This window comes from Ruegeria sp. YKSE079 (assembly GCF_059612845.1).
On the sequence record NZ_JBXWRJ010000010.1, the window covers coordinates 129195 to 143155 of the forward strand.

13 protein-coding genes are annotated in these 13961 nt (G+C 60.3%); 9 read left to right on the forward strand and 4 right to left on the reverse strand.

Annotated features, from left to right (window positions below):
* Positions 1-6 precede the first annotated feature (6 nt).
* From argH to AC2FMY_RS11405, 4 genes are all read left to right on the forward strand, one after another.
* On the forward strand, positions 7-1398 hold the full coding sequence (argH, locus tag AC2FMY_RS11390) for an argininosuccinate lyase (protein WP_496744526.1): 1392 nt from the start codon (positions 7-9) through the stop codon (positions 1396-1398).
* Positions 1395-1577: a hypothetical protein gene (locus tag AC2FMY_RS11395; protein ID WP_480748713.1), complete on the forward strand. Its 183-nt coding sequence runs from the start codon at positions 1395-1397 to the stop codon at positions 1575-1577. Before argH ends, AC2FMY_RS11395 begins: the two co-directional genes overlap by 4 nt.
* A gap of 228 nt (positions 1578-1805) precedes the next feature.
* The gene (gene lysA, locus AC2FMY_RS11400) at positions 1806-3071 is read left to right on the forward strand and encodes a diaminopimelate decarboxylase (RefSeq protein ID WP_496744524.1); all 1266 of its coding nucleotides are present in this window, start codon (positions 1806-1808) and stop codon (positions 3069-3071) included.
* Positions 3072-3107: 36 nt separating this feature from the next.
* A complete protein-coding gene (locus AC2FMY_RS11405) occupies positions 3108-5642 on the forward strand; it encodes a TIGR02302 family protein (RefSeq protein ID WP_496744522.1) in 2535 nt (844 codons plus the stop codon).
* 18 nt (positions 5643-5660) lie between these two features.
* Here AC2FMY_RS11405 and AC2FMY_RS11410 read toward each other — a convergent pair whose 3' ends face one another.
* Positions 5661-6431, reverse strand: a complete 771-nt coding sequence (locus tag AC2FMY_RS11410) for a zinc-ribbon domain-containing protein (RefSeq protein ID WP_496744520.1) — start codon at positions 6429-6431, stop codon at positions 5661-5663.
* Between the two features lie 183 nt (positions 6432-6614).
* Between AC2FMY_RS11410 and AC2FMY_RS11415 the strand changes: the two genes are divergently transcribed.
* The 5 genes from AC2FMY_RS11415 (at position 6615) to AC2FMY_RS11435 (ending at position 10652) form a co-directional block, all read left to right on the forward strand.
* A complete protein-coding gene (locus tag AC2FMY_RS11415) occupies positions 6615-7292 on the forward strand; it encodes a cell division ATP-binding protein FtsE (RefSeq protein ID WP_496744518.1) in 678 nt (225 codons plus the stop codon).
* Between the two features lie 20 nt (positions 7293-7312).
* Positions 7313-8188 carry a cell division protein FtsX gene (locus AC2FMY_RS11420; protein WP_496744560.1) on the forward strand — a complete coding sequence of 292 codons (876 nt, stop codon included), beginning with the start codon at positions 7313-7315 and terminating at the stop codon, positions 8186-8188.
* The gene (locus AC2FMY_RS11425) at positions 8188-8928 is read left to right on the forward strand and encodes a lysophospholipid acyltransferase family protein (RefSeq protein ID WP_496744516.1); all 741 of its coding nucleotides are present in this window, start codon (positions 8188-8190) and stop codon (positions 8926-8928) included. The genes AC2FMY_RS11420 and AC2FMY_RS11425 overlap by 1 nt, the downstream gene beginning before the upstream one ends.
* Entirely contained in the window at positions 8915-9520 is a 606-nt protein-coding gene (locus tag AC2FMY_RS11430; RefSeq protein ID WP_480748720.1) for a pyridoxamine 5'-phosphate oxidase family protein, read from the forward strand. Before AC2FMY_RS11425 ends, AC2FMY_RS11430 begins: the two co-directional genes overlap by 14 nt.
* Positions 9521-9611: 91 nt before the next feature.
* Positions 9612-10652 (forward strand): sterol desaturase family protein, encoded by a 1041-nt coding sequence (locus AC2FMY_RS11435; RefSeq protein ID WP_496744514.1) that lies wholly within the window; start codon positions 9612-9614, stop codon positions 10650-10652.
* A gap of 56 nt (positions 10653-10708) precedes the next feature.
* Here the strand turns inward: AC2FMY_RS11435 and lpdA are convergent, their stop codons facing one another.
* The 3 genes from lpdA to odhB form a co-directional block, all read right to left on the reverse strand.
* Positions 10709-12097 (reverse strand): dihydrolipoyl dehydrogenase, encoded by a 1389-nt coding sequence (lpdA, locus tag AC2FMY_RS11440; RefSeq protein ID WP_496744513.1) that lies wholly within the window; start codon positions 12095-12097, stop codon positions 10709-10711.
* A 72-nt stretch (positions 12098-12169) separates the two neighbouring features.
* Positions 12170-12439, reverse strand: coding sequence for a hypothetical protein (locus tag AC2FMY_RS11445; protein WP_480748723.1), 270 nt, complete (start codon positions 12437-12439; stop codon positions 12170-12172).
* A 2-nt stretch (positions 12440-12441) separates the two neighbouring features.
* The gene (gene odhB / locus AC2FMY_RS11450; RefSeq protein ID WP_496744511.1) at positions 12442-13959 is read right to left on the reverse strand and encodes a 2-oxoglutarate dehydrogenase complex dihydrolipoyllysine-residue succinyltransferase; all 1518 of its coding nucleotides are present in this window, start codon (positions 13957-13959) and stop codon (positions 12442-12444) included.
* Positions 13960-13961 lie beyond the last annotated feature (2 nt).

A 13961-nucleotide genomic window follows, 5' to 3' on the forward strand; every position in this document is an offset into this window, starting at 1 on the left:
TCCAGCATGACCGATCAATCCTCGAACCAGATGTGGGGCGGCCGCTTTGCCGCCGGTCCTGACGCGATCATGGAAGCAATCAATGCTTCGATCGGGTTCGACAAGCGGATGGCGGCGCAAGACATTGCCGGTTCTCGGGCCCATGCCGCCATGCTGGCCGCGACGGGCGTAATTAGTGATAGTGACGCCAAGGCCATTCGGGAAGGGCTGCTCACCGTTTTGTCAGAAATTCAGGACGGAGAGTTTCAGTTTTCCACCGCGCTGGAAGACATTCACATGAATGTCGAGGCGCGGCTGAAGGAGATCATCGGCGAACCGGCGGGTCGTTTGCACACGGGTCGCTCGCGCAATGACCAGGTGGCGACAGATTTCAAACTCTGGGTTCGGGACCAGCTGGATGCCGCCGAATCCGGTCTTCTGGCCCTGATCCGCGCGCTTTTGGCGCAGGCCGAGGCCGGGGCCGATTGGGTCATGCCCGGCTTCACCCACCTGCAAACCGCACAGCCGGTGACATGGGGTCATCACATGATGGCCTATGTCGAGATGTTTGGCCGTGACCTGAGCCGCGTCCGCGATGCCCGCGCGCGGATGAACGAATCGCCGTTGGGAGCAGCGGCGCTGGCGGGTACCTCTTTCCCGATTGATCGGCACATGACGGCCGAGGCGTTGGGCTTTGACCGTCCCGCCGCGAATTCGCTGGATGCCGTCAGCGATCGTGACTTTGCGCTGGAATTCCTGTCGGTGGCTTCGATCAGCGCCGTGCATCTGTCGCGGTTTGCCGAGGAACTGGTGATCTGGTCGTCGGCCCAGTTCCGCTTTGTGATCCTCAGCGACCGGTTCTCGACCGGGTCGTCGATCATGCCGCAGAAAAAGAACCCCGACGCAGCCGAGCTGATCCGGGCCAAGGTGGGCCGGATATTTGGCGCCAACACCGCGCTGATGATGGTGATGAAGGGGCTGCCACTGGCCTATTCCAAGGACATGCAGGAAGACAAGGAACAGGTCTTTGATGCCGCCGACAACTGGATGCTGGCGCTTGCGGCGATGGAGGGCATGGTCAGGGACATGACAGCCAACCGCGATAGTCTTGCGGCTGCTGCCGGGTCGGGATTTTCGACGGCCACCGATCTTGCCGACTGGCTGGTGCGGGTGCTGGGCCTGCCGTTCCGCGATGCCCACCACGTCACCGGCGCGTTGGTGGCCCAGGCGGAAAAGAAAGGCTGCGACTTGCCGGACCTGTCGCTGGACGAGATGCAGTCGGCCCATGCCGGGATCACCGGCGACGTCTATTCTGTCCTTGGCGTGGAAAATTCGGTAAACTCGCGTCAGTCCTATGGCGGCACCGCTCCGTCGCAGGTGCGTAGCCAGATCGAACGGTGGAAGGCGGCAATTGCATGACCCTGATCCGAACCATTCCGTTGCTCGTTTTGACGTTGCTTTTCGCAGGCTGCGGTGCGGATGGTGAACCGGTGCAGCCGACACTGAACGCGGGCGTGGGCATTTCGAACAGCGGAATCTATACAGCGGGGGCTGTCGGCCTGCAGAAGGGGCCGGTCAGCGTTCTGTTCGGGTTCTGAAGACGTTATGAAATTCATCGCTCTGATCATGTCACTTCTTGCTCTGGCTGCGTGTGAGCCGAGCACGGCATCAAAACCGCCCTCGACGTCTCAGGCGCAGGGGGAACCGTCGCAACCAGGCATCCGGATATCCGGCTATGCGCGGGTCGGCGGCTCGCACAGGTTCTGAGGCGAGCTTTAAGCGGAATCATTTGATCCTTATGCCTCTTTTGGTCTAAGCGCGGGCACATGGATCACTTTCTGTACCGCGACGGCGCGCTTTACGCCGAGGACGTTCCGATAACCGAAATCGCCGCTTCGGTGGGTACCCCGTTCTATGTCTATTCGACGGCCACGCTGCTGCGGCATTTCCGGCTGTTCGATGAGGCGCTGGGGGGCACCGACCACCTTGTCTGCTATGCGATGAAGGCAGCCAGCAATCAGGCGATCCTGAAAACGCTGGCGCAGGCGGGCGCGGGGATGGACGTGGTTTCAGTCGGTGAATACCTGCGTGCCAAAGCGGCTGGTGTGCCGGGTGAGCGGATCGTGTTTTCGGGCGTCGGCAAGACAGCGGACGAGATCCGGATCGCGCTGAGCGGTGGCATTCGACAATTCAATGTCGAGTCCGAGCCCGAGATGGAGGTGATCAACGCGATTGCGCTGGAGCTTGGCAAGGTTGCGCCGATCACCGTGCGGGTGAATCCGGACGTGGACGCCAAGACCCATGCCAAGATTGCGACCGGCAAGTCCGAGAACAAGTTCGGCATACCGATTTCGCGTGCGTCCGAAGTTTATGCCCATGCCGCCGGATTGCCCGGTCTGGAAGTGGTTGGCATTGACGTTCACATCGGCTCGCAGCTGACCGATCTGGAACCGTTTGCACAGGCCTATCAGAAAGTGGCAGAGCTGACCGAGCGCCTGCGCGGCGAGGGGCATGATATCCGGCGGCTGGACCTGGGCGGCGGGCTTGGCATTCCCTATACCCGTTCGAACGCGGCACCGCCGCTGCCGTTGGAATACGGCGCGCTGATCAAGGAAAAACTGGGCCATCTGGGTTGTGAGATCGAGATCGAGCCCGGTCGCCTGATCGCGGGCAATGCCGGGTTGATGGTCAGCAAGGTCATCTATGTAAAGTCCGGAGAGGGGCGCGATTTCCTGATCATCGACGGTGCAATGAACGATTTGATCCGCCCCGCGATGTACGAGGCGCATCACGATATCGATCCGGTGTCGGAGCCTGAGCCGGGTTTGGAAAAACAGCGATATGACATCGTCGGGCCAGTCTGCGAAACCGGCGATACATTTGCCAAGCAACGCGATCTTCCGCCGCTGTCTCCGGGTGACCTGATCGCGTTTCGCAGCGCCGGGGCTTATGGGGCGGTGATGGCGAGCGAGTACAACACGCGCCCATTGATCCCGGAGGTTATGGTCAATGGGGATCAATTCGCGGTTATTCGTGCGCGTCCGACCTTTGACGAAATCATAAACCGCGATACCATACCCGAGTGGCTTTGACGCGATGACCGCGCGGGCCCTGGCAGGAGGCCCGTCGTGAACGCCAGAACTCCATTACCGGTTCCCAGACTGACCCTGTGGCTGACGCGCGGGGGCATGGTGGCCGAACAGGTGTTGCGGTCGTTCTGGCCGGCGATTTCCATCGTGATGGCCGCGCTTGCGTTTCTGATGCTGGGTATTCATGACCTTGTATCGACCGAGACGGTGTGGGTCGCGGCTGCGATTGCCGGTCTGGGCTTGTTGGTTGCGCTGGTACTGGGGATCAGGCGGTTTTGCTGGCCGCGATACGTCGATGTCCTAAGCCGGTTGGACGAAACGCTTCCGGGCCGCCCGATTCAGGCGCTTTTGGATGATCAGGCGATCGGGACACTTGATCGGGCTTCGGTCGTGTTGTGGCGTGCCCATCAGGAGAGGATGGCAGCACGCGCGTCGCGGGCGGCGCCGGTCAGGCCTGATCTGAATCTGGCCGCGCGCGACCCTTATGCCCTGAGATACTCGGCGCTGGTGGCCCTGGTGGTTGCGGTGCTGTTCGGGTCGCTTTGGCGTGCCGGCTCGATCGCCGAAATGACGCCGGGCGCGGCGACGGCGGCGCAAGGGCCGACCTGGGAAGGCTGGATCGAGCCGCCGCGCTATACCGGGCGGCCGACGCTCTATCTGGCTGATCTGCCGAAGGAAGCAGTCGAAGTGCCCGAAGGAAGCCGCGTGACATTGCGGTTTTACGGGCAGGTCGGAGTGCTGTCTTTGACCGAGACGGTGTCGGAGACGGGGACGCAGGATGCAAGCGAACCCGAACAGGAGTTTCTTTCGAACCGATCCGGTGTTTTGAAGGTTGAGGGGCCGGGTGGCCGGGAATGGGTCATCGACGTGGTGCCGGACCGGGCCCCCTGGATCAAGGTGACGGGCGCTGCCGAGTCGGAAGCCGGCGGGCAGATGATCCTGCCTTTTGCCGCCAAGGATGATTTTGGCGTCACTGGCGGTGAGGCCGTGATCGAGCTTGATCTGGCCGCGGTCGACCGCCGATACGGATTGAGCGCCGATCCCGAACCACGGGACAGGATAACGGTGCAGTTGCCCTTGCCGATAGCCGGGGATCGCAGCGATTTCGAAGAAGACCTGATCGAAGACTTCTCGCAACATCCTTGGGCCCATCTGCCGGTGAAGATCACACTTTCGGCGCAGGATGCATCAGAACAGCAAACCACTGCCGTGCCATATTCGACCGATCTGCCCGCCCGCCGCTTTTTCGATCCGTTGGCGGCAGCGGTGATCGAACAACGGCGGGATTTGTTGTGGGCAAAGTCCAATGCCACGCGGGTGGCGCAATTATTGCGTGCGATCTCACACCGGCCCGAGGATATTTTCCGTTCCGAGACTGCCTATCTGCGTTTGCGGGTGGTGCTGCGACGGCTTGAAACCTTTACCAAGTTCGGCTTGCAGCCCGAGCAGCAGGCCGAGATTGCACAGGCATTGTGGGATCTGGCGATCCTCATCGAGGAAGGCACGCTGAGCGACGCGCTCGAGCGGATGCGCCGCGCACAGGAGCGTTTGTCAGAAGCGATGAAAAACGGCGCGTCTGATCAGGAAATTGCGGAATTGATGCAAGAACTGCGCGAGGCCACGGATGACTATCTGCGTCAGTTGCAGCGGCAGGCGCAGCAGGATGGCACTCAACCTCCACAGGGTCAAAATGGCGAAACCTTGCAGATGACGCAGGATGACCTGCAACGCATGATGGATCGCATTCAGGAGTTGATGGAACAGGGCCGCATGGCCGAGGCGCAGCAGGCGTTGCAGGAATTCCAGCAGATGATGGAAAACATGCGCGTCACTCAAAGTCAGGGCCAGAACGGACAATCCGAGGGGCAGCAGGCGATGGAGGGGCTGGCAGAGACCCTGCGCAACCAACAGGGGCTGAGCGATCAGGCGTTCCGTGATTTGCAGGAGCAGTTCAACCCCGGCGCCCAGTCCGGCGAAAGCCAGAACAATCAGGGCCAGTCAGGCGGGCAGGGGCGTGGTCAAAGCCACGAAGGCCAAGGTGGTCAAGGGCAGGGTGACCAGGCCGGAGAAGGCCAGCCGGGTCAGGGTTCGCTGGCAGACCGGCAGCAGGCCTTGCGCGATGAGTTGCGTCGGCAAGAGCAGAACCTGCCAGGCCTTGGGACCCCCGAAGGTGACGAGGCGCGGGATGCGCTGGGGCGCGCTGGGCGCGCGATGGAAGAGGCCGAAGAGGCGCTGCGAAACGACGAGTTTGCCGATGCGATCGACAACCAGTCCGAGGCAATCGACGCATTGCGCGAGGGCATGCGAGCCTTGGGTGAGGCATTGGCGCAGGAACAGCAGGGTCAGCCGGGCCAAGGCACCGAAGCTGGCGAGATGCAGGCCCGCAGACGGGATCCACTGGGGCGCAATCAGGGCGCGGGTGGATCGATTTCGACCGAAGAAAACCTGCTGCATGGTGATGACGTCTATCGCCGCGCCCGTGAGCTGCTGGATGAGATCCGCAGACGCAGTGGGGAAACCGACCGTCCGAAAATCGAACTGGACTATCTCAAGCGGTTGCTGGAACGATTCTGAGCCCGGATTGAAGCGGGCTCAGGGCTGAATGGCTGCGGCCTTGCCCTCAAGCCAAATGCGTGCCTGATCGACCATGGTCACATAAGCCTGCAACATTGGGTCGGCTTGGGGAATGGATTGTGATATCTGTCTGGCGTTGCCATAGACCATCATCATCCCCACACCCAGAATGACAATCAGGGCAAAGCCGCGTAAGAAACCCGTTGACCCACGGTTGCTGGTGCCTGTCCCAGAGGTTGTTCCGCTGGTTCTGTCGCTTTCACTGCTGCGGAGCGATGAATTGATTTCCTCGACATCAGGCAACGCGCTGCTGCGTGGCATCGGGGGTGCAGGTTTTTTCGATTCGGTTTTTGGCGGTCGGCTGCTGACAGTTGTTTCAAGCCCAAGTTCTGTCTGAGTCTCCAGCGCCTCGGCCTCTTTGGCGCGAAGCTCTGATTCCCGAGCCGCCTCTTGCCGGAGGATGTCGGCAACGGCAGGGTCCAGGCTGCGCTCACGCTTTGGCTCGGGTTCAGTAGTGGCCGTAGCACTTCGTTCGGCTTGCGGCGCCTGGGGTTTTTCGGGAGCTGGTCCTTTGGTCTCTCGCAAGGCGGTTTCTACCGGCGATGGGGTCGAGGGTTCCTGTCTCGCCGGTTCCGGTGAGCCACCGGGAATTTCAACCCTGGGATGATCCGGATGATTCTGAAACCAGATCTCGTCGCAATTCGAGCATTGCACGTCACGACCGTTGGTCGGGATAACCTCGTCCGGCACCTCATATTTGGCACTGCATTTCGGACATGTAAGACGCATACTGCCTCCAGGCCTTGCTCGTGGCGTGTGTGTGGTTTTTTGCTGAATGATAGTCATTTACAACCTGTAGGCAAAGGGCGTTTTCAGATTCATTCCGCAACTGAACCAAATCCTAACCGGTACGGGCATTGAAACCAACACCTGCCTGAGGCAAGAAGGCCAAAATATTAACGGGAGCGGGTCTTGATCGAGCTTGAAGATGTAAGCTACGGCTACGGTGGCCGCGAATTACTGCGCGAAGTTTCCGTGCAGCTATCGCCGGGCTCGTTTCATTTTCTGACCGGCCCTTCCGGTTCGGGGAAAACGACATTTCTGAAACTTTGCTATGGGGCGCTAATTCCGACCGCCGGGTCATTGAGCGTTTTCGGACAGAACATCCGCAATCTGGACCGCGATCAGATGGCGGTCTTGCGCAGGCGGGTCGGCGTGGTGCATCAGGACTGCCGGTTTCTGGATCATTTGTCGGTAAGCGAGAATGTCTCGCTTCCGTTGCTGGTGTCCGGTCAGGATCCTAAGGCAGACGAAACCAACTTGCGCGAATTGCTGCATTGGGTCGGGTTGGGGGAACACGCGGATGCCCACCCTCCGGAGCTGTCGGGAGGTGAGCGGCAGCGGGTGGCCCTGGCGCGGGCGGTAATCATGTCTCCCGACGTGGTGCTGGCTGATGAGCCAACCGGCAACGTCGATTGGGACATGTCCCAACGATTGCTGCACCTGTTGGTCGAGCTGAACCGGATGGGCAAGACCGTGGTCATCGCGACCCACGATCTGAGCCTGATCCGCGCGGCAAAGAAACAGATTCAGGCGCGCGTATTGCGGATTTCCAAACGACGACTGCAACTTGCGGGGGCGGATCTGTGAGCAAGGGAACGATCCGAAACATGCTGCGCGGCGACAAGCGCGCTGACCGCGTTGTACCGCCGACCGGCATTACCGCGAGGCTGACGGTGTTTGTCTCTGCCGCAATGGCCTTTCTGGCGGTGTTCGCACTGGCGTTGTCGCTGGCGGCCGGGCGGCTGGCCGACCGCTGGGCTTCGGAACTGGCGAGTGCAGCCACTCTGCGCATCAACGCTCCGTCAGAGCAACGAGCAGCGCAGACCGAAATGGCGCTGAAAGTGCTGCGGCAGACGCCCGGCGTCGGCTCGGCGCGGGCATTGTCGGCCGAGGAACAAACCGCGCTGTTGTCACCCTGGTTCGGGCCTGACCTGCCGCTGGATAGCCTGCCGGTTCCACAACTGATAGAGATACTGAAGGACGAAAACGGCTATGATGCGGCCGGATTGCGCCTGAGGCTCAGCGCTGAAGTGCCCGGCGCCGTGCTGGACGATCACACACGCTGGCGGGAACCCCTGGTGGATGCGGCAAATGCGCTGCGTCGGCTTGCACTGGTTTCCGTTTTGTTGATTGGCGGGGCGACCGCAGCGATGATCACGCTGGCGGCAAATGCGGCACTTTCGGCCAATGCTCAGGTGATCGAGGTCCTGCGTCTGATCGGGGCCCGTGACCGGTTCATCGCGGGTGCTTTCGTGCGCCGCTTCGCTGTTCGCGCCTTGATCGGATCGACTGCCGGTGTTCTTCTGGGCATTAGTGGTGTGCTGCTTTTGCCCGATGCCTCCGATGCCGGTGGGTTTCTTACGGGTCTGGGCTTTCGTGGGGTTGACTGGTTATTGCCCTTGCTGATCCCGCTTATGGGGGCGATTGTCGCCTTTGTCGCCACCTGGGCCGCGGCGCATCGCAGGTTGAAGGAGCTTTCGTAGTGGCATTTGCGTTCCAATGGCTTCGCTCTTTGATCTTTGTGATCGTGATCTATGCCTGGATGGGGATTCTGGGCATTCTCTTTTCGCCTTATGCCCTGTTCTCAAAAAGAGGGGCGTTGAGGGCCTGCAAGCTCTATGCGCGTTCGACAATCTGGATGTCGCGCTGGATGGTGGGTTTGCGCGGCGAAGTGCGTGGCATGGTGCCGACCGGTGAGGTGATGATCGCCGCCAAGCACCAGTCCTTTTTCGACATCCTGCTGATCTTCGACGCGGTTCCACATGCAAAATTCATCATGAAACGCGAGTTGCTGTGGACGCCAGTGATCGGCCTTTATGCAAAAAGGCTGGGTTGCATTCCGGTAAACCGGGGAAAGAAGGGTGCCGCAATTGCCAGGATGGTCAAGGATGTCGCCAAAGAGTTCGAAGAGCCCGGGCAGCTGATCATCTATCCGCAGGGCACCCGCGTGGCACCCGGCGTGCACAAGCCCTACAAGGTGGGTACGGCGGTGCTGTATGAGGGACTGAACAATCCTTGCGTGCCTGCGGCGACCAATGTGGGTGTGTTCTGGCCGCGCACGGGCATCCTGCGCAAACCTGGCCATGCGATCGTGGAGTTTCTCACTCCGATCCAACCCGGTGTCGAACGTGGTGATTTCATGGCTCAGCTGGAAGAGGCCATCGAAAGCCGGTCGAACGCATTGATGCGCGAAGTGGGGTTTGATCCAGATGGAGTTCATTGAGGATATTGCGGCGCTCGAGGCGCTTTACGGCACTCCCGCCGCTCCGTCGCTGCGAAAGGTGGCGCGCCAGATGACGCCGCTTTATCGCAAGTGGATCATGGCTTCGCGCCTGTGTGTGCTCAGTACGGTGGGCCTGGATGGAACCGATGGCAGTCCGCGTGGGGATGACGGCCCGGTGGCAATGGAATTGGACCCCGGTACGCTGGCGATGCCCGATTGGCGCGGCAACAACCGTTTGGATTCGTTGCGCAACATCGTAACGGACCCGCGCGTGTCGCTGATGTTTCTGGTTCCCGGTTCGAACAACGTGGTGCGCGTGAACGGCCATGCTCGCGTGACCTCGGATGAGGCGCTGCGGGCGCGGTTCGAAAAGAAGGGAATCCTGCCTGCGACAGTCATCGTTATCGAAATTAGTGAAATATATACCCAGTGCGCCCGCGCCCTGATGCGCGCGAGAACCTGGACTGGCGGCGACGAAAGCGGCGCGTTGCCGACCATGGGTGACATCCTGGCCGAAATGACAAACGGTGAGGAGGGGGGCACACCCTACGATTCCGCATGGAAAACGCGGGCAGAGCGAACATTGTGGTAGCTGCGCATGTCGCCTTGAATTGGTCACGTGAATTTCACGCTGGTGGACAATTTGAAGATCATGGATAGACTAACAAAAACCAGAGGCGTCGATGCAGCAGTTGAAATCCTTTCTGGGGTCATTTCTGGACCATGCAGGTAACGTCGCCCTGTTTCCTTTGGATCCAGGCAACCGCATCTATTTCGTCTATCTGGCGAGTTCAGCCCTGATTGCGTTTCTGGTCTATACTTTGAAGCGGCGGACCACTTTGGAAGTCGAGGGCGAACGCAGCTTTCTAAGGTTTCTTTTTCCAAAAAAGGTATGGAATCACCCTTCGGCCTGGCTGGATGTCCGGTACTTTTTCTTTCACCAGTTGATCGGGCATTTCCTGATGCTTGGGCTGTTCGCCGGAGCGGCGGCCATGGCGTATCACTGGACAATCGGTGATGTGAATGCACTGGACCCGACCTCCGTCCAGCCGCTTGAGGGATGGAAAGGCGTTGCGGCAACCATCGTCTATATGACGGTGTTTTTTCTGGTTGTGGATTTCATCGGCTTCTACATTCATTACCTTCAGCACAAGATTCCGGTCTTGTGGCAGTTCCACAAGGTGCATCACAGTGCCGAGGTCATGCACCCGCTGTCCAATTTTCGCGAACATCCGGTTGACAACTTTTTCTACAAGATCGCGATTGGTTTGGGCAGTGGTGCTGTTACCGGGTTCTGTTTCAACTTTTTGGGCTATACACCGAGCCTGCCAACATTGCTGGGTGTGCCGCTTTTGATGTTCCTTTTCAATATCGTGGGGTACAATCTGCGCCATTCTCATATCTGGCTGCGGTGGCCCGGAGTGTGGTCGAAAGTGTTCCCGTCACCGGCGCACCATCACGTGCACCACAGTTGTCATCCCGATCATCTCGACAAGAACTTCGCTTTCATGTTTCCGGTCTGGGATGTTCTGTTCGGCACCTATGTGATGCCCGAAGACAACAGAGATGTGAAATTCGGGGTCACCGACAAGGATCGCGGGCACGAGTTGGACACGTGTATGAAGCTTTATTTCGTGCCGTTCAAAGATGCCTGGCGTGTCATGAACCGCAAGAAACGACAAACTGCCGGTTCGGATCAGGCAGATCGGCACCCTGCCGAATAGTTGTTGTCTGGCCGGTGCAGGCGACCCGGCGCAACACGGGTCGCCCAAGGTCAGGTTCAGCTATGTATAGGCCCGTCGCCGCAGGCAAGGGCGGCCTCGCGCACGGCTTCTGAATAGGTCGGGTGCGCGTGGCAGGTCAGCGCCAGATCCTCGGCGGATGCGCCGAATTCCATCGCGACGCAGACCTCGTGGATCAATTCACCGGCCGCCGGTCCCATGATATGGGCGCCGAGGATTCGGTCGGTTTCCTTGTCGGCAAGGATTTTTACGAACCCGTCGCTGGCAAAGTTCGCCTTGGCGCGGCCATTGCCCATGAACATGAACTTGCCGACCTTATAAGCGCGACCCTGTTCCTTGAGCGTTTCTTCGGTTTCGCCGACGCTGGCGACCTCGGGGGTGGTATAGATCACGCCCGGAATGACGCCATAGTTGACGTGCCCATGCTTGCCCGCAACCTGCTCGGCGGCGGCCATGCCTTCATCCTCGGCCTTGTGCGCCAGCATCGGGCCTTCGATGGCGTCGCCAATGGCGTAGATGCCCTTGATGTTGGTCTGCCAGTCCTTGCCCACCTTGATCTGGCCGCGCGGCGTCATTTCGATGCCCAGCGTGTCGAGCCCCAGTCCCTCGGTAAAGGGTTTGCGCCCGGTCGCGACCAGCACGGTGTCGGCCTCGATGACATGCTCGCTGTCATCCTTTCGCAGCTTGTAGGTAACCTTGGCCTTGGTCTTGGTGGCTTCGGTCTTTTGCACCGCGGCGCCCATGACGAATTTCAGCCCCTGTTTCTTGAGCGTGCGCTGGAAGGTTTTCTGGATCTCGCCATCCATGCCCGGGGTGACCACGTTGAGGAATTCGATCACCGTGACCTCGGCCCCCAGACGCTGATAGACCGAGCCGAGTTCCAGCCCAATTACACCTGCGCCTATCACCACCATCTTTTTCGGGATCTTGCCCAGTTCCAGCGCGCCGGTCGAGGTCACGACGACCTTTTCATCCACCTCGACACCGGGTAGCGAAGACGGCTCGGACCCGGATGCGATGATGATGTTCCTGGCTTCGTGAACGTCGTCGCCAACCTTGACCTTGCCGGCCTCGGGAATGCTGCCCCAGCCTTTCAGCCAGTCGATCTTGTTCTTCTTGAACAGAAACTCGATACCCTTGGTGTTGCCGTCGATGACCTCTTGCTTGTAGGCCAGCATCTGTTTCCAGTCGACGGACGGGCTTTTGCCCTTCAGCCCCATCTTGGCGAAGTTGTGCTGCGCCTCGTGCAGGCTGTGACTGGCGTGCAAAAGCGCCTTGGAGGGGATGCAGCCAACGTTCAGGCACGTGCCGCCGAGGGTTTCACGTCCTTCGACCACGGCGGTTTTCAGCCCCAGCTGCGCGCAGCGGATGGCGCAGACATATCCGCCGGGTCCGGCGCCGATTACGATGACGTCATAGTTTGCCATTACATTCTCCTAATTCGACCGGGTGCTCCCGGTGTTCGCCCGGCTCGCCAAGGCGGGCCGCTGCGTGAAAATTCAAACCGGTTCCAACAGCTTGACCGTGATATGCGCGATGCCGCCGCGTTCGTGGTGCATGGCCAGTTCCTCGGACTCGAAGAAAGCCCTGGCCTTGTCCAGATTGGTGACCTCGAACAAAGCGACCGCATGATCCTTTTGTTCGGGGTCGCGCCAGACATGCAGGTCACGGATGCCCGCCGATTTACGCATCGCCTTGTCCTCGCGGAACACCTTGAGCCAGGCGTCGAAATTGGCGACATCCGCCTGCCAGAGTACGTGCGTTGCCATGATTACAGATCCATCAGCAAGCGGCGCGGGTCCTCCAGCGCCTCCTTCACCCGCACAAGGAAGGTCACCGCGCCCTTGCCGTCGACGATCCGGTGGTCATAGGACAGGGCCAGATACATCATCGGGCGGATCTTGATCTCACCATTGATCACCATTGGGCGGTCCTGGATCTTGTGCATGCCCAGAATGCCCGATTGTGGGGGATTCAGAATGGGCGAGGACATCAGCGAGCCATAGACGCCACCGTTCGAGATGGTAAAGGTGCCGCCCTGCATCTCGGCCATGCTCAGCTTGCCGTCGCGGGCGCGCTTGCCCTTTTCGGCAATTGCCTTTTCGATGGCGGCGAAGGACATGGTATCAGCGTCCCGGATCACCGGCACCACCAGACCCTGCGGCGTGCCTGCAGCCACGCCCATATGAACATAGTTCTTGTAGACGATGTCGTTGCCGTCGATTTCGGCGTTCACTTCCGGCACTTCTTTCAGGGCATGGCAACACGCCTTGGTGAAAAAGGACATGAAGCCCAAGCGTGCGCCGTGTTTCTTTTCGAACTCGTCTTTATACTGGTTCCGCAGGGCCATCACTTCGGTCATGTCCACCTCGTTATAGGTGGTCAGGATCGCGGCGGTGTTTTGGGCATCCTTCAGGCGCTTGGCGATGGTCTGGCGCAGACGGGTCATGCGCACGCGTTCTTCGCGCACCGCATCCTCGGCGGCCACAGGCGCGCGTGGGGCTGGTGCCGCCGGAGCAGGTGCGTCCGCCGCAGGCGCCGGGGCGGCGGCCGCTGCCACCGCACGGGCCACATCCTCTTTCATTATGCGTCCGTCACGGCCGGTTCCCTGAACCTGACCGGCGGTCAATCCGGCCTCGGACATGGCTTTTTCGGCCGAAGGCGCGTTGGCCACGTCCTTTGATCCGCTTGTCGCAACCGCCGGGGTGACTGCTGCTGCCGGGGCGGCGGGTGCGCGCGATGTGCCCGAGGCCGCGCTGGAGATTACCGCCAGCTTGGCCGAGGCTTCGACGGTGGAGCCTTCGGGAGCAACAATCTCTGCAAGCACACCCGAGGTAGGGGCAGGAACCTCGACCGACACCTTGTCGGTTTCCAGTTCGCACAGCATTTCATCCTGTGCGACGGTATCGCCGACCTTCTTGAACCAGGTGGAAACCGTCGCCTCGGTCACGGATTCACCCAGCGTCGGCACCATCACATCAACGCCGCCACCCGAAGCTGCAGGGGCCTCTGCGGGTTCTGCCGCCGCGGCAGGCGCCGGGGCCGCACCTTCACCGGACGCAAGGGTCGCCAGCAGGGCGTTCACGCCAACGGTTTCGCCTTCGGCGGCCACGATCTCTCCCAACACGCCGGCCGAGGGCGACGGTACTTCGACGGTCACCTTGTCGGTTTCCAGTTCGCACAGCATCTCGTCCACTGCCACGGCATCGCCAGGTTTCTTGAACCAGGTGGCAACGGTGGCTTCGGTCACGGATTCGCCAAGCGTGGGTACTCGAACTTCAATCGTCATCG